Below are 17,823 nucleotides of genomic sequence, written 5' to 3'. Positions count from 1 at the left end.
GAAGTCTTTTCTTTCCGTGACAGCAAAGTTAGTTTATAAGTTGATGACATACGCAAATACCTTGGCATTGCAATTCTCCACCTCACCTGCCAAGGTTCAGCTACCTTCCAAATATATGCCTTGCCGCGCAAATCCCCGATGGTGCCAGATAAGTTGCCCTGCGCATTAATTCATATTATATGAATAATAACAAAGCGGGCCTTTTGCCTTTTGCTTTCCAATCAGGGCCACGCCGGAGGGAATATATGTCGTCCACCATGTCGAGAACCTATGCCAAACGCAGCCTGCACAGCATTGTTGCGCACGACCTTGGCGCACGCATTGTGTCTGGCAAGCTGGTGCCGGGCGATGTCCTGCCGACAGAGGCGGCGTTAAGTGAATCCCTTGATGTCTCGCGCACGGCGCTTCGTGAAGCGATCAAGATCCTGTCGGCCAAGGGCCTGATTGAATCCCGTCCGAAAACAGGCACGCGCGTCAAGCCGCGCTCAAGCTGGAACCTGCTGGACCCTGATGTCCTGTCCTGGCACTTCCCGGACCCGGACCCGGCATTCCTCTATGCCCTGTTTGAAACACGCCTGATCATTGAACCCAATACGGCTGCCATGGCCGCAGTCCGCGCCACCAAGGACGAAATCAAGGCGATCTCGGATGCCTATGACGCGATGGAAAATGCCGAACCGGGCACCGAGGCGGTCTATCTGACCGATCTGGACTTCCATCAGAAGATTCTCAACGCATCGGGCAATGATTTCATGAAATCATTCGGCATGCTGATTGAAACTGCCCTCATCGGGTCGTTCCGCCTGTCATCTGGCGGCCCGGCACCGCATGTACAATCCCTGCCCGATCATCAGGCCGTCTATGCCGCGATCAGCCATCGTGATCCGGAAGAAGCCCGCGCGACCATGCATAAATTACTACGCCGCACCATGCGCCAGCTGCGCCATCAGCTCGGCATGTCGGTTGAACATGACTGGGATCAGATCGGGCTTTGATACCGATCAGATCACAACACATACCCTGATACGTCGCAAAACCGGCCCTTTGGCCGGTTTTCTTCATTTCGAAGGAGTATGTTATGAAACACCTTATGACTGTGCTGGGTACACTGATTGCGCTTGCGGTCACCACCCAAACCGCGCAGGCAAACCTCAAGAAAGACTATTGCGCAAATCAGACCTATTACACAGACGCCGGAGCGAATGATGGCAGCACGTACCCGCACCTGCATTGCGGCAAGAACTTCCTGACCTATAGCAGCGGGTCAAACCACTACAACTTTGTTGTCGGTGATCAGCTTAAGACCGGTACGGCGGGCAGCGCATGCAGCAAGGCAGACGCGCAGTCCGCGGCCAACCTGAAAGCCAAGATTGCCGAAGTCTGCACGGATGAAGGCAAGACCTGTTCTGGCTGCTGATTTTCATGCACTTCAACAACAAAGGGCGGCCTGTGATGGCCGCCCTTTTATCAAAATTTTCGATCCTGCATAGCTGATTATGTCGCCCCGGCCCGCATGCCCGAGAAGGACCGGGTGATCAGGCGTTGCAGGACGATAAAGCCAAACAGCAATGCGCCAATCATAATCTTGGTCCACCAGCTATTGAGCGATCCGTCAAAGGCAATCAGTGTCTGGATCACGCCCATGATGATCCCGCCAAAGAACGTCCCCATGACAAAGCCCATCCCGCCGGTCAGAAGCGTGCCGCCAATCACCACCGCGGCAATCGCATCAAGCTCCACCCCGACCGCCGCCAGCGGATAGGCCGACCCGGTATAAAAGGCGAATACAACACCCGACAGCGCACTGAAAAAGCCTGACAGCGTATAAACCCGGATGATGGTGCTATGGACCGGAATGCCCAGCAATTCGGCCGAATGCCGATCCCCGCCAATGGCGTAAACGTTACGGCCAAAGCGGGTGTAATGGGCAATTACCACCCCACCAATCACGGTCGCCAGCATCAAAAGTGCGGATGCCGTTAACCAGCCACGCCCGGGCAACGGCACCTTGAAACCACTAAAGGCGGCGACAAACGGATGATCAATCGGAACGGAATCCAGATTGATCAAAAAGCACATGCCACGCAGGAAGAACATCCCGGCCAGCGTGATGATAAAGGGCTGAATATCGAACTTGGCGATCATCACGCCCATGAAAGCGCCAAAGGCTGACCCGACAACCAGGGAAATCAGGGCCGCCATCACCGGATGCATGCCAAACCCGGTGACAAGTTCGGCCATCAACACCCCGATAAAGGCAATCATCGACCCAACCGACAGATCAATCCCGCCCGAAAGGATGACAAAGGTCATACCAACGGCCGTGATGATCAGAAAGGCATTGTCGGTCAGAAGCGCGCCCAGAACATAGGTATCGGAAAAGGCGCGATGTTCAAAAATCCCGTAGCCATATAGCAGGACGAGAACGGCAATGGTGGCGAGGATCGGATAAAAGCGTTCATTGATTTTCATCGGATTTCCCCCGCTTCAAACGTTCCATCGCCTGCCCGACCAGTTCGCGGGATTTTGGCGCCTGCACCAAAAGAACAATCATCACCACGGCTGCCTTGACGATCAGGGTGTATTGCGACGGAAGCCCCGAAAGCAAAATGCCCGTCGTCAGCGCCTGAATGATCAAAACACCAATCACGGTCATCCCGATAAAGAACCGCCCGCCCATCAGCGACGCGCCGCCAATCACAACCGCCAGAATGGCATCGAGTTCAAGCCACAGCCCGGCATTGTTGGCATCCGCCCCACGGATGTCGGCGGCAATAATGATCCCGGCGAAGGCGGAACACAGACCCGATGCGCCGTACGCCATCAGCTTTATCCCGCGGGCATCAATGCCCGCCACCCGGCTGGCGCGTGCATTGCCACCAACCGATTCAACAAACAGGCCCAAGGCGGTTCGACGCATGACGAAATAGATCGCGGCAATCACGGCGGCCGCAATGATCACCCGCCAGGGAATACCCAGCAAATAGCCACTGCCAATCGCCTCAAAAAACTCCCCGTGGAAAGTCACGATCTGTCCGCCGGTGATCATCTGGGCAATACCGCGCCCGGCCACCATCAGGATCAGGGTGGCAATGATCGGCTGGATATCAAGGAAGGCGACAAGCAGGCCATTCCACAGCCCACACAACACCCCGGCCCCAAGGGCGGCCAGAATGATGACGGCCGGATGCAGATCGGTATCGCGGATCAGAACCGCCATCACCGCACCCGATATGGCAATGATCGAGCCGACCGAAAGATCAATTCCGCGCGTGCCGATCACAATTGCCATACCGACCGCAACAAGGGCCGTGGACGCGCCGCGATGCACCACATCGACCAGCGATCCATACAGATGCCCGTCCACAATGCGGATATTAAAGAAGTCGGGTGAAATCACCCCGATCCCCAGCACGATCAAAATCAGTGCGGCGACCGGACCAAACCACGGCCGACTTATCAAAGAAGATGCAGACATGGTGCTGCTTTCCCGTAATTTCTTTTTGTCTTGCAAACTGGTCATCGCGCGATCGCCTCGATGATGTTGTCTTGGGTGATCTCGGCCCCGACCAGTTCGGAAACCTTTTCGCGATCACGCATCACCGCAACCCGGTCGGCAAAGGCAACAATTTCCTCAAGCTCGGATGACGCCACCAGAAGCGCTAGCCCCTCGTCACAGAGTTCCTTGATCAGTTTGATGATGTCAGCATGCGCACCGACATCAATGCCGCGTGTCGGCTCATCAAGGATCAGCAGGATCGGCTTGGAGACCAGCCAGCGCGCCAGAATGACTTTCTGCTGATTGCCGCCACTGAGCTGCCCGACAGGCTTTTCACTATCGGGGGTCGCAATGCCGAGCGCCTTGATCATGTCATCGGCAAATTGTTGTTGCTCGGAACGCGGGATCGGGCGCAGCCAGCCCCGCCGTCCCTGAAGGGCCAGCACGATATTTTCACGCACGCTCAGTTCGGCAACAATTCCATCCTGCTTGCGGTCCTCGGGGCAAAGCCCAAAGCCCGACCGGATCGCATGGCGCGGGGAGCGCAGCATGACCGGCTCGCCATCCAAAAACACAAGCCCGCTATCGGCACGCTGTGTGCCGAAGACCAGCTCGGATAGTTCCGTTCGACCGGATCCCAAAAGTCCGGCAAGTCCGACAATCTCGCCGGCCTTGAGATCAAGTGATACCGGTTCCAGCACGCGTTTCTTGCCAAGGTTCTTGATCTGGATCTGGCGGGCGGGGCCGTTATAGCTGCCCTCGTCCTGATGACGGTGGGCACTGACTTCGGCCAGTTCACGGCCCAGCATGTGATTGATCAGATCAATCTGGGCCAGATCCTTGGTGACAAAGGTTCCCACCAGCCGCCCGTTGCGCAGCACCGTGATGCGGTCGGTGACGGCATAGACCTGATCAAGGAAGTGGGTAACAAAGACAATCCCCAGCCCCTTGTCGCGCAATTCGCGCATGATGCGAAACAGCGTCTGGATTTCCTCACCATCCAGGGAGGCTGTCGGCTCATCCAGAATGAGCACCTTGGCATCAAGCGCAACCGCACGGGCAATCGCGACGAGTTGTTGAATGGCAACCGAATAGGACCCAAGCGGTCGATTGACATCAATATCAAGACCGAGGATTTCCAGGGCTGCCTTGGCATCAGCCTCGGTCTTTTTCCATGAAATCAGGCCGAATTTGCGGGTCTGACGTTCCAGCATCAGGTTTTCGGCCACCGACAAGGTCGGCACCAGATTGACTTCCTGATAGACGGTTGAAATCCCCAGCCCCTGTGCGTCGCCTGGATGCTGCGGATGGATTTCCTGCCCATCAAGCATCACCGCACCGGCATCGCGGGGATGCACGCCGGTAATTACCTTGATCAGGGTAGATTTACCCGCCCCGTTTTCGCCCAGAAGGGCGTGGATTTCGCCCGCTTCAAGGTCGAAATCAACATCCTCCAGCGCCTTGACGCCGGGAAAGAACTTCCCCGCACCGCGCACTGAAAGCACTGCGTTAGACATAACCTGCCCTCTCCCTGTCACTCTATGAGGTCTTTTGTCGCGGATACAACCGGACGCACCCCGGCAATCGCCGGAGCACGTCCAATGCATTGAAAAACACGCCTTCTGATCCGCGGGCCGAAACCCACGGAAACATCGAGATGTTATTTGCTGCGCATTTTGTATTCTTCCGCGGCAGTATCAGGCAGATAGAGCGGGCCGTTTGCCTTGATCCATTTCGGCACATCTTCGCCATTCATCGATGCCTTGATCGCATCAAAGGACGGCGCACCAAGATGCGGGTTCAGCTCGATCGTGGCGTTGGTATCGCCATCGGCCATTGCCTTGAAGATATCAGGCACCGCATCGATCGAGACGATCAGCATGTCCTCACCCGGGTTCAGGCCGGCTTCCTTGATCGCCTGCACGGCACCAAGTGCCATGTCATCATTATGCGCATAAACCGCACAGATGTTGGCCCCACCGTTTTCAGCCTTGAGGAAGCTTTCCATGACTTCCTTGCCGCCCGAACGGGTAAAGTCACCCGATTGCGAGCGGATGATGTTGATGGCCGGGAAGTTCGAAACAACCGATTCAAAGCCTTCCTTACGGTCGTTTGCGGCAGAGGACCCAACGGTTCCCTGCAACTCGACCACATCACAGACACCGTTGGTTTCCGATGCCAGCCATGCAGCAGCCAGGGCACCTTCGACCACGAAGTCAGACGCCACCTTGGTCAGATAAAGGTCTTCGCTGGCATCCACACCACGGTCAACAAGCACAACCGGAATACCGGCATCCTTGGCTTCTTTCAGGACCTGATCCCAACCGGTTTCAACCACCGGCGCCAGCAGGATGCCATCAACGCCCTGTGCGATGAAGGACCGCACGGCCTTGATCTGGTTTTCCTGTTTCTGCTGTGCATCGGAGAATTTGAGATCAATACCGCGACGTTCGGCTTCGGCCTTGATCGACGCGGTTTCAGATGTCCGCCAGCCACTTTCCGACCCGATTTGCGAGAACCCGATCATCATTTCGGCCTGTGCGGCAACCGAAAGACCTAGCGCAACACCCAGCGCTGCAGTCGAGACTGCGAGCTTTTTAAAACTTACCACGATTTCCTCCCTAAGTATGGTTTATTGTTTAAAAGCCATATAGTATTACAATATGATTTGTTGGCTCTCAACCATATAGTGCACCATCCTTTAGAGTGATCGCGTCAAGCGATACCGATGTGCCGGTAAACCTATAAAAATCAATGCTTCGGGAAGGAACACATGCCTCAGACCGCCCCCTCACCACACATGGCAGAAACATCCTCCGCCACCCTGAATGCGGGTGAAAATGCCCCACGCGCGACCCTCTCAAGCCCGCAGATTCGCGTCTTGGTTTCTGCGCTTGGCGCGCGTCTTTGCGGGGCCTATCTGCGCGATCTCGAGACCGGGGAAGAGACCAATATTGCCGTCAACCTGATCGATGATGCCACCTACCTTGCGCAAGACAGCTATATCGGGGCGGTCTGCGGACGTTACGCCAACCGCATCGAAGGATCGCAATATCGCGATGAAACCGGGAAACTCATCAAACTTGCCGCGAACGAGGGCGACAACCACTTGCATGGCGGGCCGGATGGCTTTGACCGCCGGATCTGGACGATCACGGCGCAAACCGACACCAGTGTTACGTTCGAACTGACCTCACCCGACGAGGATCAGGGATATCCAGGCACATTGAGGGCACAGGCCACCTATTCACTGATCGCGGATAACCGCCTTCGGCTTGAAATCACCGCCACCTGCGATCAACCCTGCCCGGTCAACATGACCAGTCACGCCTATTGGAACTTGTCTGGGGAGTTTGACGAAACTGCCGCCGACCACATCCTTCAGATCAACGCCGATAAATGGCTTCCGGTCGACGACAAACTCATCCCCGACGGCCCGCCAAGTGACGTGACCGGCACCGGATATGACTTCCGAAACCCCGCCAAAATTTCTGAGATGCTGCCAAACGCCGACCAGGGCTTTGATCACAATTTCTGCCTGACCGGCGACCGTGGAACCCTGCGCCAAATCGCCACCCTGCTTGATCCCCAAAGCAACCGCGCCATCAAACTCTTCTCAACCGAAGCCGGCCTGCAATTCTACCTCGCACAGCATTTCACGAACGAGATGAAAACAGAAACCAGCACAGGCTTACACCAAACTGCGGGCATCGCCTTGGAACCGCAAACCTACCCCAACAGCCCCAACCGCCCGGACTTCCCAAGCCCGTGGCTCAAGCCAGGTGAAACCTATCGTAATGTGATTGAGTGGGAGTTTGGCAAAGGGAATTAAAGTGCTGCAATCGCCCCATCAGCACGCGGATCAGACGCACCTTCCATTACGCCATCCTTGCGCAGCCGAATGCCGCCGGCATGGCCCATCATGTCTTCATACGGCCCGACGAACTCAACCGTATGACCGGCGGATTTCAGCTTTTCGATCAGCGTCGGGTCAAAGCGGTTTTCGAGTTTCAAGGTTGTGGTGTCATCGCCCCAGGTTTTGCCCAGCAACCAGCGCGGGGCGCTAACCGCCTCCTGCAGGTCCTGCCCATATAGGACATTGCGAGTAAAGATCGCCGATTGGGTTTGCGGCTGCCCCTCGCCGCCCATGGTGCCATAGGTCAGCACCGATCCGTCATTGAGCTTCGCCAAGGCCGGGTTCAGGGTATGGAAAGGCAAGCGACCCGATCCAAGCTGGTTGGGACCGTCATGCAACGTAAAGCTCGATCCGCGGTTTTGCCACAGCACGCCGGTTTCGGGCACCACAACACCTGATCCGAATTCCCAGAAGATGCTTTGGATATAACTCACGGCAACGCCATTGGCGTCAACCGCGCCCATCCAGATCGTATCGCCGGGTTTCGCAACATGCGGCCAAGAAAGCGCGGTTTTCATATCGATCTTGGCGGCCTCGGCATCCAGCATTTTGTCAGACAGCAACGCCATCGGATCGATGCCCATGCGGTCCGGATCGCCGATATGCGCATCGCGTTTGAGGAAGGCACGTTTGGTGGCCTCGATCAGACCATGGATATGATCAAACCCGTCACGCTGTGCGGTACCCAACCCCAACCGATCATAAAGACCAAGGATCATCAGCGAGGCAACGCCCTGGGTCGGCGGCACCATATTAAACACTGCGCCGCTTGAAAGCTTGACCGACAGTGGGGTCATGATTTTGGCGTGATAGCCTTCCAGATCGGCAAGGCGAAGCGGGCTCCCGGCGGCCTCAAGCCCCAACGCATTGCTGCGCGCAATGTCGCCGCGATAAAAATCATCAAACCCGACACGGCCAAGATGCTCCAGCGCCGCGCCAAGAGCCGGCTGGCGCAATACATCGCCAATCGCCGGAAGGCCGTTTGCGGCATAGGTCTCGACAAAGCCCGGAGAGTTTTCAAGCTCCGGCATTTTGCTTTTGGTCAGCGCACTCTGTGATTTCGTGATCGGAACACCGGTTTGGGCATGATGGACCGCATCGGCCATCAGGCGACTGTGCGGTATCTTGCCGCCAAGCGCGTTTGCGACCTCGGCCGCCTTGATCCAGCCACCAATGGCACCCGCCACCGTCAGAGCCGCCAACGGACCCCGGGCCGGGATCGCAGCATGACCCTGTTCGCGGTAAAAGTCAGGCGTTGCAAGAACCGCTGCCCCGCCGCACGCCCGAATGGCAACCGGGTCTTTGCCGGGCTGGGCAATCAGCCAGAACCCGTCCCCGCCAATCGCATTCATGTGCGGATAGACAACAGCAATGGCGGCGGCGGCAGCAATCATCGCCTCAACCGCGTTGCCCCCTTCACGCAGGATGTCACGCCCGGCCTCAGCGGCCAGATGATGCGGGGCTGTCATCATGCCCCCGAGTGCGGTTCTTGAACGTAACATTGTGCGTTGACCTCCCTGCCATCATGCGTTCGGACACGCCCCGTATTGAATGAGGCATGGCCGACTGCATTGTTCATAGCGCTGTTTTGGTTTTCCGTTCAGCGCCTTTTCATATCGTAGAATACCTATTTTCCAGTCCGGCCTACCACCCGATCAGATCGGGCAACCAACTGGTCAGCTCCGGGAAGACGAACAGCAAGATAAGTGCGATCGCCTGAATGCCGATAAACGGGATCACGCCGCGATAAATATCAACCGTTGAAACCGATTTTGGTGCCACCCCCTTCAGGAAGAACAACGCCCAGCCAAAGGGTGGTGTGAGGAAACTGGTCTGAAGGTTCATCGCCACCAGGATGGCAAGCCAGGCCATATCGATCCCGCTATACTGGAACACGGGCAAGAACATCGGCAGGGCGATATAGGAGATTTCGATCCATTCCAGGAAGAAGCCCAGAACAAAAATCACCCCCATCATGAACAGAAGGTTGCCCATATCCCCACCGGGAACCCATTCAAACATGGCATGGACAAGCCCCTCGCCGCCAAGACCGCGGAAGGCGAGACCAAAGGGTTGGGCACAAATCAGGATGAAGAACACCATTGCACTGGTGATCAGGGTGTCATGCAGCACATCGCGCATCACCGTGAAATTCAGACGCCCAGTAAACAACGCAAGAAGCAACGCCCCGAGCGCCCCCATGGAGGCCGCCTCTGTCGGGGCGGCAATACCGCCGACAATCGAGCCAAGCACCGCAAACACAAGCGCTAATGGCGGCACAACAACCTTGCCAATCTTGAGCAGCAATTGCTGTGTGCTCATGCTGTCGCGCTCATCCTGCGGGATGGCGGGAACCATTTCCGGCTTAAAAATACCCAGCAACACAAGATACAGCCCAAGCATCCCGGCAAGGATCAAGCCCGGCACCATGGCAGCAGCAAACAAGGTCCCGACAGATTCACCCAAGATATCTGCAAGCAGGATCAGCACCAGACTGGGCGGAATGATCTGGCCCAACGTACCGGATGCGCAAATCACACCGCTTGCGACCCCTTTGTCATAGCCGCGATTGATCAGCGGCTGGAGTGAGAGCAAACCAACGGTGACAACCGTCGCCCCGACAACGCCAGAAGACGCGCCCATCAGCACACCGACAATCACGATAGCAAGACCCATACCGCCCCTGAGCCGGCCCATGGCATGGCCGATCACGTCAATCAGCTCTTCGGCAAGCTTTGACTTTTCAAGCATCACCCCCATGAAGATGAAAAGCGGCAAGGCAAGCAGCGTGTAGTTGGTCACAACGCCATAGACACGGGCCGGCAACAGGTTAAACAAACCGGTGCCAAACCCCATAATTCCAAAGGCAAACCCCGAAATCGCAAGCGAGATCGCCACAGGCACACCGAGCACGAGGAAGCCAAAGAAGCCCCCGACCATACCGATGGCCAGCCATTCATTTCCGGTCATTTCTGATTAGTCTCCTGCACCGCTTTGCGTGACCGCATCAGATGCATCCAAGGCAGGTTCGCTGTCGCCAGCAACGATTTGACGATAATTGATCAGCCCCTGCGCAATCGCCTGGAGCAGCAACAAACCAAACCCGATCGGGATAAAGGCCTTAAGCAAAAAGCGATACGGCAATCCCCCGGGATCTGGTGATCCCTCGCCCATCATGATGGATTGTTCGACATAGGGAATTGAAAACCAGATCAATGCCCCACCCAGAACCGCCATCAGGGCAGCAGAAAACAGATCAATGATCGCCTGGGCCCGGGGGCCCAGACGTTCATATAGAAAATCGACCCGCACATGACCGCCGTGGCGCATGCCATAGGCCATCCCCATCAGGGCAATTGGTGACACCAGATGCCATTCAAGTTCCTGCATCGCGACACTTCCGGAATTGAATAGGTAGCGCAGCAATACATTGCCACCGACCACCAGAACGAGGGCCAGACCACTGATCGCAGCCCCCCATCCGGCAATGTCGACAACCAGCCCCAAGGCACGGTCCGGTAACGGTTCAGTACGGGTCGAATTCATGTCAGCCCATCCCGCCTTTCGATGAAATGATGCCGTGATAGGGCTTTTCACTGATCGCGGCCCACTCACGGTGGGTGTCACGGAACGCCATGAAGCTGTCATGGACCTTTTTGGTGACCGGATCCTTGGCGGCTTCGGCTTCAAGGGTATCAGCCGTGATCCCCTTAAGCTTGGTGACCACTTCATCAGGAAGGGTCTGGGCGGTAACGCCAAAGTTCTCGACCAGATCACGCAAGGCAGCCGCGTTATTAGCTTCACACCATGAATGGCTATCAAGGTTGCAGGCCTGTGCCGCGTTTTTGACAATCGCCTGGAGATCAGCCGGAAGGCTTTCCCAGGCTTTCTGGTTGATCAGAAGCTCGGTCACGTTGGACGGCTCATGCCAGCCGGTGGTGTAGTAATACTTGGCGGCTTTCTGAAGACCCAGACGACGATCCTGATACGGGCCAACGAATTCGGCGGCGTCAATCACGCCACGCTCAAGGGCCGGGAAAATCTCGCCGCCCGGCAGCAGTTTCACTTCAACGCCGATCTGCTGATAGACCTTACCCGCCAGACCCGGGATACGCATTTTCAAGCCATTGAAATCCTCAAGGCTTTCAATCGGTTCGCGGAACCAACCCGTCATCTGAACGCCGGTATTGCCCATCGGGAAGGCCACCAGACCATAAGGCTGATAAACTTCGTGCCACAACTCAAGCCCGCCACCGTGATAAAGCCAGGCATTTACCCCCTGGAAGTTCAGGCCAAAAGGCACAGTTGTGAAATACTGGGCAGCAAAGATTTTACCCGCCCAGAAATAGGCGTTGGCCGCATTCATTTCAACCGTACCGGCCTGCACCGCGTCAAAGCCCTCAAGAGCCGGGATCAGTTCGCCTGCGGCAAAATGCTGAATGTTCAGACGACCATTCGACATTTCGGTGACACGCCTGCAGAAATCTTCCGGGCTGCCCGGACCGGTCACATAGAACGGTGACCCTGGGCCATAGGCATTGGTCATTTTCCAGTTAAAGGTTTCCTGAGCGCGCACGATATTCGGGGCTGCAACCACCCCTGCACCGGTTGCGGCAGCACCGATTGCCGATTTGGTCAGAAAGTCGCGCCGTTTAACATTTGTCATTGATGTCTCCCTGATAGAGATAGCTGTTTCTGTGAAACGTAAGCTCAACGGAATGCACTCCGCATTGTGTATACATCCTGCAACACGCATGCCATTGCTTATTTTTCAATAACTTAACTTGTTTTCAGTCTTTTCAGGCAACATCACTATGCACAATATTTAATCGATATATCGCATCGCACATTTTCAATGCACACAAAATACGCAATTCAAGGAAGGAAAAATGAAGCAAATTTTACACCCCTTGAGATACTTGGCCTTGATGCAAATATTGGTGTATACATTCGAACCAAATAAACCTCGCAAGAAGGGTCTAAACGCCAGATGATCGAGCTTCGCCATGCGCTCACCACCCCGCCCGAGCAATCCGAACCCGTCGGTATTGCCCAGCAGCTTTGTCAGGCGCTGGAAGATGATATCGTCAAAGGCAAGCTGCCCCCGGGACAGCGTCTGGAAGAACCGCTTTTGGCCAAACGGTTTGGCGTATCACGCACTCCGGTGCGCGAAGCGTTGCAGTTGCTGACCGCATCAGAACTGGCAGAAAAAATCCCCAACCGCGGCGTTTATGTTTCGCTGGCCACCCCGGAACGGTTGACCGCAATGTTTGAAAGCATGGCCGAACTCGAGGGCACATGCGGCCGCCTTGCCGCCAAACGCATGACGAGCACTGAACGCCACAACCTTGAAAAACTGCATCATGAGTTGGCGGAAACGGTCCGTCTGGGGGATAGCGACAACTACGAGACCCTCAATCGGTCATTCCACAACACGCTATATCGCGGCACCCATAACGATGTGCTGGTCGATGTAACACTCTCTGTTCGTCGCCGCGTGGCGCCCTTCCGCCGCGTCCAGTTCCAAAGCCTGGCACGACTGGCCTCCTCGCATGAGGAACATCAGGGCATTGTCGATGCCATCCTGCGCGGTGACGTCAAGGCGGCCGAAGATTTGCTTTACGGGCACATCATGGCGGTGCATGAAATCAGTCAGGAATACCTTGCAAGCCTGCGTGACGCGAGTGCGCAAAACGACCGGCTCGCTGCGAAATAAGGTTCAGTACAGGGATCATTGTGCTGCCACAGGCTTTCGTAATTCGCGTCGGAATGCGCCGGGACCTTCGCCATATTGCGCCATGAAACGCCGGGAAAACGCCGGCATTGATTGATAGCCGCAATGCAAGGCAATCTCTACCATCGACAGGTTGGTATCGCGCAAAAGCACCTTTGCCCGACGCATGCGCCAATTCTGCAGATATTGCATCGGTGCGATCCCGACGCATTCACCAAACCGCACAACAAAACGTGTTCGTGACATCCCGGCTTGTTGAGCCAAAAGCTCTGCGGTCCAGTCACGTTCAGGTTGGCCGTGGATACTGGAGAGTGCTCGGGCGATTTTGATATCCGCCAACCCGGCAAGGAAACCTTGCGGCAAATCGGAACGTCGCAACTGCGCAGCCATAAGCGTGATCACAAGAACCTCCATCAGACGAGCCAACGCACCACGCCAGCCAGGTTCTGCCGTTTGTGCAAGCGTTCGGATCATCGCAACGATGGATGATTGCGCCTGTGATGTCCGATCATCTGCGCGTAGGATCACGTGATCGTCAATCAGACCAAATCCCGGATGGCGCTCATCTTCGTCAAAGGCACAGAACCCGCACAGCAAACGGACATCACACCCGTTATCGGAATGATTGCGCAACATGCCCGCCATCGGGTCAAAACAGGCAGCCATGGCATCAGATAGCGCGACAACGTCGCGTCCCGGCGCATCACACAGAATGTGCCCGCGACCATTCGGCACCAACACAAGATCACCTTCGCAAAGGTCGATGACCGGTTCATCTTCGGAAAGCATCAGCTTACAGCTGCCCGCCAAAACCAAATGAAACCGGATGCGTGCGCCCTCGCTCGGGACATGCACACTGAACGCATTGGCCAGTTCTGCAGTGAAATAAAGGTCACTGCGCAACCGCAATCCGGCACAAGCATCACTTAATACATCTTGCTGCATCTTAGCCGCCAAGCCAATTTGGAACGATCTGCTAAATTATTGGCAGCTTAGCGCAAAGACACCTGTCCGGGAATACTCAATGATCCGTAAAGCATATCACCAGATGGACAGATAAGATTATGAACCCTGAAAACCTTACCGCCCTGATCGGTTTTGCTTTTGTCATGTCAGTGTCCCCCGGTCCGGGCAATTTCCTGCTGCTGGCATCGGGTGCAAATTTTGGCATCGTTCGCACCATCCCGCTGATCCTTGGCATCAGCAGCGGCTTTCTTTCGATGGTGTTCCTGATCGGTTTGGGACTGGGCGAGGTTTTGGACCGCTTTCCCATGGCACAGGATATTCTGCGTATTGTTTGCTTTGCCTATATCCTGTGGCTTGCCTACAAGATATCGCAAACCGGATCCCTTGACGGCACCGATCCAAAAACATCAAAACCGATCGGTTTTGTTCAGGCTGCAATGTTACAGCTCCTGAATCCGAAGGCATGGACGGTCGCACTGATCGTGACGGTCACCTACACGGCACCGGACGCAGGCATACACGGACTTTTGACGATGATTGCTGTCTTTGCCTTGGTCAATATCCCATCCATTTCAAGCTGGGCAATGTTTGGCGCCACCATGCGAAGTTTCATCAGCCAGGGCAACCGGGCCCGCGTCTTTAACATCATCATGGCGGTGCTTTTGGTCGCATCAATGGCGCCGATGTTACTCCCCCTTTAACGGAGTTTCAGGCTTACCGGTTCGACAAAAACCGGTCGAACGACAGCTTGCCGCCACCGGCAAAGACCATGGCGGCCAGAAGTGCAATCCATAGCAAACGCTGATCAATCAACTCATTCGGCAGGCCATTGGCAAGCATACCAAGGGCCGCGCCATGGAACGCCACATCGACAATGGTTTGCACAACCATAAAGCCGATCATGCCGAGCGCTGCAAGACGGGTGAAAAGACCCGCCACAATCAGGATCGGCAGGACAAACTCACCGATGGTTCCAGCCCAGACAATCAGATGCCACGGGAAGAACGGAATGGCAGACGTATCATAAAGATACTGCTCGGCAATCGGTGGCAGGATCTGCGCAAATGCCCCGGCACTGAGGCCAACGCCATCAATCTTGGTCAGCGCGCTGTTGAAGTAATAGGGCAGCAGCAAAAGCACAAAAAGCGCGCGGCTGGTAATCCCGACAACATCCCGACCGCCAAGGGCGTCCATTTTCATCTCAAGACGGGCAAAACTGCCCATTACGTTCTGTACATTATTCGTCATCATGCCCGTTTCCTCTCGGGGTATTCAGGCGGGCGTCGAATGCGCCCGTTGTTAAAAATTCGGCAAAGCTCGCAATGACATCAAAATCCGGATCGGCCTGAAGCGCCTCGGCGCACGCATCACCAAGGCTTGAACCGCCGCGCGTCAGTGCACTAAAAAACACCGCCTGCCCTGCGCTCAGAAGACGCATTTCGAGCTGCATGTAAGGCCGGGTGATCAAAACGGTTTCAGCACGTTGCACAATACTGGCTTTGCCAGCTTGTTCACCCTCGACCGGGTTTTGCGCATGCCAGATGGAAAAGATCGGGTAGCTTGAGGCAATCACCTGACAGGCCGGATGGACCCGCAGTTGCATGGCTTCAAGCTGGTCTTCAAGCCCGGCCAGATCATCGGCCATTAATGGTTTGGCATCAGTCGATGTGCTGACCTCAAGCTGGGCACGTTCGAGCCGCGCAATATCGGGCAGATACGGCAAGCTTTCCCGCACCGGATGATGTTCCAGAAAAGCCGCAAAGCCCGCCCCGTAAAGCGCAAGCGATCCGGACCGCGTGGTTTCGGACTGAACGAACCCCTGCGCGAGGCGATCAAAAAAGCGGCCCCCGACAAGCTTGTGCACGGTCGGATATGCCGCCCCCAACGCGTCATAAAGTCCACGATGGACATTGTTGCGGTAAATCTTGAACCGATGCGCATAGCCATCTGCGACACTGCTGGGTGCAGCATCTGGCTCGGATGCATTCAGAGCATCGGTAAAACCGTCATAAAATGTCTTAAGCGCCGTCATGACGCGACCTCAAGCGGTTCGGCCATGGTATTATCAAGATGACGGTCGGCAAGGGCTGCTTCACGCGCCAGCACATCCCAGTCGGGCACATCATTATCCCATTCAATCAGGGTCGGCTTGCGCCCAATGCGGGCAACAAGACGATCAAACAGATCCCATACGGGATCGGCCACGGGGCGTGAATGGGTATCAATCAGAACAATGTCGTCGGGGTTGGCGTCTTCCTCATGTCCGGCCAGATGGATTTCACCAACCAGATCACCGGGCACGGCATCAATAAATTCATTGGCGTCAAAGCCCAGATTATGCGCTGATATGTATACATTGTTTACATCGATCAGCAAACCACAGCCGCTGCGCTCTGCTGCTGCGCTGATGAACTCGAGCTCGGGGATCGAGTTTTGCGGCAACGGCACATAAGAGGTCGGGTTTTCAATCAGGATCCGGCGGCCAATAAAATCCTGAACCGTGTTGATGGCATCGACCAATTGCGACAACGAGGTTTTCGTCATCGGGGTTGGCAACAGATCGGCCATATAAAGCCCTTCATGGGCTGACCAGGCAATATGCTCGGACACCATGGCGGGATTGAACCGGTCGACCAGGCGTTTGAGATCGGCCAGATGGTTTTTGTTGAGCGGCTCCCCACCCCCAAGCGACAATCCAACCCCATGCATGGAAACCGGATATTGCGCCGACAGTTCTTCAAGCATGGCCAGTCGCGGGCCACCGGCCACCATATAGTTTTCCGGATGCACCTCAAACCAGCCAACAGCGGGGGATTTGCTAAAGACATCTTGCGCGTGCTCGGCCTTAAAGCCGACACCCGCGCGTTCAGGAAGCCCATGGGCCGGAAGCGAACGTTTGGAAATCTGTGTCAGCGGTTTCATATCGGGGAACCTTGTGTTTTCTACTCTGCGCTCAGAGCGAAGCGCCAAGGGCGGACGGTCAGCAAGGGAGACATATGCAGATCTGTACTGACCGTCCGTTGGGACGCGAGGCAGGCTTCAGGAGGTATGGGGCTTAGCCCTGCGGGATATCGCGATCGAGTGCTTCGAGGCTGCCCATGACTTCGCGGCCATCGGCCGTGGTGAAGCTCATATCTTCACAGGTGCCGGCCGGAACCAGCTTCCAGGCATTGCCCTGATAATCGACAGTCGAGGTACCGGCACAGGTCGTGCCCGGACCAGCAGCACAGTCATTCTGACCCGCCAGCGACACGCCAAAACACTTTTCCTTGGCACCATCGGCAGCTGCCTGATTGACCGCCGCCATTGAAACAGCAGCACTCAATGCTGCGCCCAGAACCATTGCTTTTTTCATCGTCGTTTCCCTTCGGTTAAATAAGGACTCTCAAGTCCAGGTGATGATTTAACCGTAAGGGCGATGTGTATTTTCGTCACTGCACCATTCGCACACGCGCAGTCAAAGGGACGTGAGAGATTTCACACAAATCCTCACACCCGCGTGAGGCGCTTCGTGAGGCGGCCGCACAGAATGACACTGACGCCTAAGCCAGAAACGACGAAACCCCCGACCGGTTAAGGTCGAGGGTTTTCAAAGTCGTGTGTTTATAGGGAATATGTGCTGTATTTGGAAGGCCCGGCGGTGACCTACTCTCCCGTGCCTTAAGACAAAGTACCATCGGCGCAGGCTGGTTTCACTTCTGAGTTCGG

18 protein-coding genes and 1 rRNA gene are annotated in these 17,823 nt (G+C 55.8%); 5 read left to right on the top strand and 14 right to left on the bottom strand.

Features of this window, described 5'->3' with window-relative positions; translation table 11 throughout:
• Window positions 1–245: 245 nt before the first annotated feature.
• Both ACXAIA_RS19910 and ACXAIA_RS19905 read left to right on the top strand, forming a co-directional pair.
• Window positions 246–995 carry a FadR/GntR family transcriptional regulator gene (locus tag ACXAIA_RS19910; RefSeq protein ID WP_475350890.1) on the top strand — a complete coding sequence of 250 codons (750 nt, stop codon included), beginning with the start codon at window positions 246–248 and terminating at the stop codon, window positions 993–995.
• Between the two features lie 83 nt (window positions 996–1,078).
• The gene (locus tag ACXAIA_RS19905; protein ID WP_475350889.1) at window positions 1,079–1,417 is read left to right on the top strand and encodes a hypothetical protein; all 339 of its coding nucleotides are present in this window, start codon (window positions 1,079–1,081) and stop codon (window positions 1,415–1,417) included.
• A 77-nt stretch (window positions 1,418–1,494) separates the two neighbouring features.
• On the opposite strand, the gene yjfF is transcribed toward ACXAIA_RS19905, so the two are convergent.
• From yjfF to ACXAIA_RS19885, 4 genes are all read right to left on the bottom strand, one after another.
• Window positions 1,495–2,472, bottom strand: coding sequence for a galactofuranose ABC transporter, permease protein YjfF (gene yjfF, locus ACXAIA_RS19900; protein ID WP_475350888.1), 978 nt, complete (start codon window positions 2,470–2,472; stop codon window positions 1,495–1,497).
• On the bottom strand, window positions 2,459–3,478 hold the full coding sequence (locus tag ACXAIA_RS19895) for an ABC transporter permease (protein WP_475350887.1): 1,020 nt from the start codon (window positions 3,476–3,478) through the stop codon (window positions 2,459–2,461). Before ACXAIA_RS19895 ends, yjfF begins: the two co-directional genes overlap by 14 nt.
• 41 nt (window positions 3,479–3,519) lie before the next feature.
• Window positions 3,520–5,016, bottom strand: a complete 1,497-nt coding sequence (locus tag ACXAIA_RS19890) for a sugar ABC transporter ATP-binding protein (protein ID WP_475350886.1) — start codon at window positions 5,014–5,016, stop codon at window positions 3,520–3,522.
• Between the two features lie 143 nt (window positions 5,017–5,159).
• The gene (locus tag ACXAIA_RS19885; protein WP_475350885.1) at window positions 5,160–6,110 is read right to left on the bottom strand and encodes an ABC transporter substrate-binding protein; all 951 of its coding nucleotides are present in this window, start codon (window positions 6,108–6,110) and stop codon (window positions 5,160–5,162) included.
• A 162-nt stretch (window positions 6,111–6,272) separates the two neighbouring features.
• Between ACXAIA_RS19885 and ACXAIA_RS19880 the strand changes: the two genes are divergently transcribed.
• Entirely contained in the window at window positions 6,273–7,331 is a 1,059-nt protein-coding gene (locus ACXAIA_RS19880; RefSeq protein WP_475350884.1) for an aldose epimerase family protein, read from the top strand.
• Here ACXAIA_RS19880 and ACXAIA_RS19875 read toward each other — a convergent pair.
• From ACXAIA_RS19875 to ACXAIA_RS19860, 4 genes are all read right to left on the bottom strand, one after another.
• A complete protein-coding gene (locus ACXAIA_RS19875; RefSeq protein WP_475350883.1) occupies window positions 7,328–8,917 on the bottom strand; it encodes a gamma-glutamyltransferase family protein in 1,590 nt (529 codons plus the stop codon). The genes ACXAIA_RS19880 and ACXAIA_RS19875 overlap by 4 nt on opposite strands.
• A 142-nt stretch (window positions 8,918–9,059) precedes the next feature.
• A complete protein-coding gene (locus ACXAIA_RS19870) occupies window positions 9,060–10,385 on the bottom strand; it encodes a TRAP transporter large permease (RefSeq protein WP_475350882.1) in 1,326 nt (441 codons plus the stop codon).
• Window positions 10,386–10,391: 6 nt separating this feature from the next.
• Complete coding sequence (locus ACXAIA_RS19865) at window positions 10,392–10,961, bottom strand: TRAP transporter small permease subunit (protein ID WP_475350881.1); 570 nt, start codon at window positions 10,959–10,961, stop codon at window positions 10,392–10,394.
• A 1-nt stretch (window position 10,962) separates the two neighbouring features.
• Window positions 10,963–12,081 (bottom strand): TRAP transporter substrate-binding protein, encoded by a 1,119-nt coding sequence (locus ACXAIA_RS19860; protein WP_475350880.1) that lies wholly within the window; start codon window positions 12,079–12,081, stop codon window positions 10,963–10,965.
• Between the two features lie 324 nt (window positions 12,082–12,405).
• Between ACXAIA_RS19860 and ACXAIA_RS19855 the strand changes: the two genes are divergently transcribed.
• Complete coding sequence (locus tag ACXAIA_RS19855) at window positions 12,406–13,131, top strand: GntR family transcriptional regulator (RefSeq protein WP_475350879.1); 726 nt, start codon at window positions 12,406–12,408, stop codon at window positions 13,129–13,131.
• Between the two features lie 15 nt (window positions 13,132–13,146).
• Here ACXAIA_RS19855 and ACXAIA_RS19850 read toward each other — a convergent pair whose 3' ends face one another.
• Complete coding sequence (locus ACXAIA_RS19850) at window positions 13,147–14,094, bottom strand: AraC family transcriptional regulator (protein ID WP_475350878.1); 948 nt, start codon at window positions 14,092–14,094, stop codon at window positions 13,147–13,149.
• Between the two features lie 119 nt (window positions 14,095–14,213).
• Between ACXAIA_RS19850 and ACXAIA_RS19845 the strand changes: the two genes are divergently transcribed.
• Window positions 14,214–14,816, top strand: coding sequence for a LysE family translocator (locus ACXAIA_RS19845; RefSeq protein WP_475350877.1), 603 nt, complete (start codon window positions 14,214–14,216; stop codon window positions 14,814–14,816).
• Window positions 14,817–14,829: 13 nt separating this feature from the next.
• On the opposite strand, the gene ACXAIA_RS19840 is transcribed toward ACXAIA_RS19845, so the two are convergent.
• The 5 genes from ACXAIA_RS19840 to rrf form a co-directional block, all read right to left on the bottom strand.
• On the bottom strand, window positions 14,830–15,366 hold the full coding sequence (locus ACXAIA_RS19840; protein ID WP_475350876.1) for a DoxX family protein: 537 nt from the start codon (window positions 15,364–15,366) through the stop codon (window positions 14,830–14,832).
• The gene (locus ACXAIA_RS19835; protein WP_475350875.1) at window positions 15,353–16,147 is read right to left on the bottom strand and encodes an HvfC/BufC N-terminal domain-containing protein; all 795 of its coding nucleotides are present in this window, start codon (window positions 16,145–16,147) and stop codon (window positions 15,353–15,355) included. The genes ACXAIA_RS19840 and ACXAIA_RS19835 overlap by 14 nt, the downstream gene beginning before the upstream one ends.
• A complete protein-coding gene (gene bufB, locus ACXAIA_RS19830; RefSeq protein ID WP_475350874.1) occupies window positions 16,144–17,037 on the bottom strand; it encodes an MNIO family bufferin maturase in 894 nt (297 codons plus the stop codon). The genes ACXAIA_RS19835 and bufB overlap by 4 nt, the downstream gene beginning before the upstream one ends.
• A 133-nt stretch (window positions 17,038–17,170) precedes the next feature.
• Window positions 17,171–17,470, bottom strand: coding sequence for a BufA1 family periplasmic bufferin-type metallophore (locus tag ACXAIA_RS19825; RefSeq protein ID WP_064790669.1), 300 nt, complete (start codon window positions 17,468–17,470; stop codon window positions 17,171–17,173).
• Window positions 17,471–17,747: 277 nt separating this feature from the next.
• A 5S ribosomal RNA gene (gene rrf, locus ACXAIA_RS19820) occupies window positions 17,748–17,823 on the bottom strand; the annotation flags it as partial.

The organism is Thalassospira sp. ABL2_045 (assembly GCF_056161285.1).
The sequence above is the reverse complement of the archived record's forward strand: the minus strand, read 5'-3'. Positions and strand labels throughout refer to the sequence as shown.

What these genes read in the sequence shown, in the direction of transcription:
- ACXAIA_RS19910 (WP_475350890.1), top strand. Translation starts at nt 246, where the DNA reads ATGTCGTCCACCATGTCGAGAACCTATGCCAAACGCAGCCTGCACAGC.
- ACXAIA_RS19905 (WP_475350889.1), top strand. Translation starts at nt 1,079, where the DNA reads ATGAAACACCTTATGACTGTGCTGGGTACACTGATTGCGCTTGCGGTC.
- yjfF (WP_475350888.1), bottom strand. Translation starts at nt 2,472, where the DNA reads ATGAAAATCAATGAACGCTTTTATCCGATCCTCGCCACCATTGCCGTT.
- ACXAIA_RS19895 (WP_475350887.1), bottom strand. Translation starts at nt 3,478, where the DNA reads ATGTCTGCATCTTCTTTGATAAGTCGGCCGTGGTTTGGTCCGGTCGCC.
- ACXAIA_RS19890 (WP_475350886.1), bottom strand. Translation starts at nt 5,016, where the DNA reads ATGTCTAACGCAGTGCTTTCAGTGCGCGGTGCGGGGAAGTTCTTTCCC.
- ACXAIA_RS19880 (WP_475350884.1), top strand. Translation starts at nt 6,273, where the DNA reads ATGCCTCAGACCGCCCCCTCACCACACATGGCAGAAACATCCTCCGCC.
- ACXAIA_RS19875 (WP_475350883.1), bottom strand. Translation starts at nt 8,917, where the DNA reads ATGTTACGTTCAAGAACCGCACTCGGGGGCATGATGACAGCCCCGCAT.
- ACXAIA_RS19870 (WP_475350882.1), bottom strand. Translation starts at nt 10,385, where the DNA reads ATGACCGGAAATGAATGGCTGGCCATCGGTATGGTCGGGGGCTTCTTT.
- ACXAIA_RS19865 (WP_475350881.1), bottom strand. Translation starts at nt 10,961, where the DNA reads ATGAATTCGACCCGTACTGAACCGTTACCGGACCGTGCCTTGGGGCTG.
- ACXAIA_RS19860 (WP_475350880.1), bottom strand. Translation starts at nt 12,081, where the DNA reads ATGACAAATGTTAAACGGCGCGACTTTCTGACCAAATCGGCAATCGGT.
- ACXAIA_RS19855 (WP_475350879.1), top strand. Translation starts at nt 12,406, where the DNA reads ATGATCGAGCTTCGCCATGCGCTCACCACCCCGCCCGAGCAATCCGAA.
- ACXAIA_RS19850 (WP_475350878.1), bottom strand. Translation starts at nt 14,094, where the DNA reads ATGCAGCAAGATGTATTAAGTGATGCTTGTGCCGGATTGCGGTTGCGC.
- ACXAIA_RS19845 (WP_475350877.1), top strand. Translation starts at nt 14,214, where the DNA reads ATGAACCCTGAAAACCTTACCGCCCTGATCGGTTTTGCTTTTGTCATG.
- ACXAIA_RS19840 (WP_475350876.1), bottom strand. Translation starts at nt 15,366, where the DNA reads ATGATGACGAATAATGTACAGAACGTAATGGGCAGTTTTGCCCGTCTT.
- ACXAIA_RS19835 (WP_475350875.1), bottom strand. Translation starts at nt 16,147, where the DNA reads ATGACGGCGCTTAAGACATTTTATGACGGTTTTACCGATGCTCTGAAT.
- bufB (WP_475350874.1), bottom strand. Translation starts at nt 17,037, where the DNA reads ATGAAACCGCTGACACAGATTTCCAAACGTTCGCTTCCGGCCCATGGG.
- ACXAIA_RS19825 (WP_064790669.1), bottom strand. Translation starts at nt 17,470, where the DNA reads ATGAAAAAAGCAATGGTTCTGGGCGCAGCATTGAGTGCTGCTGTTTCA.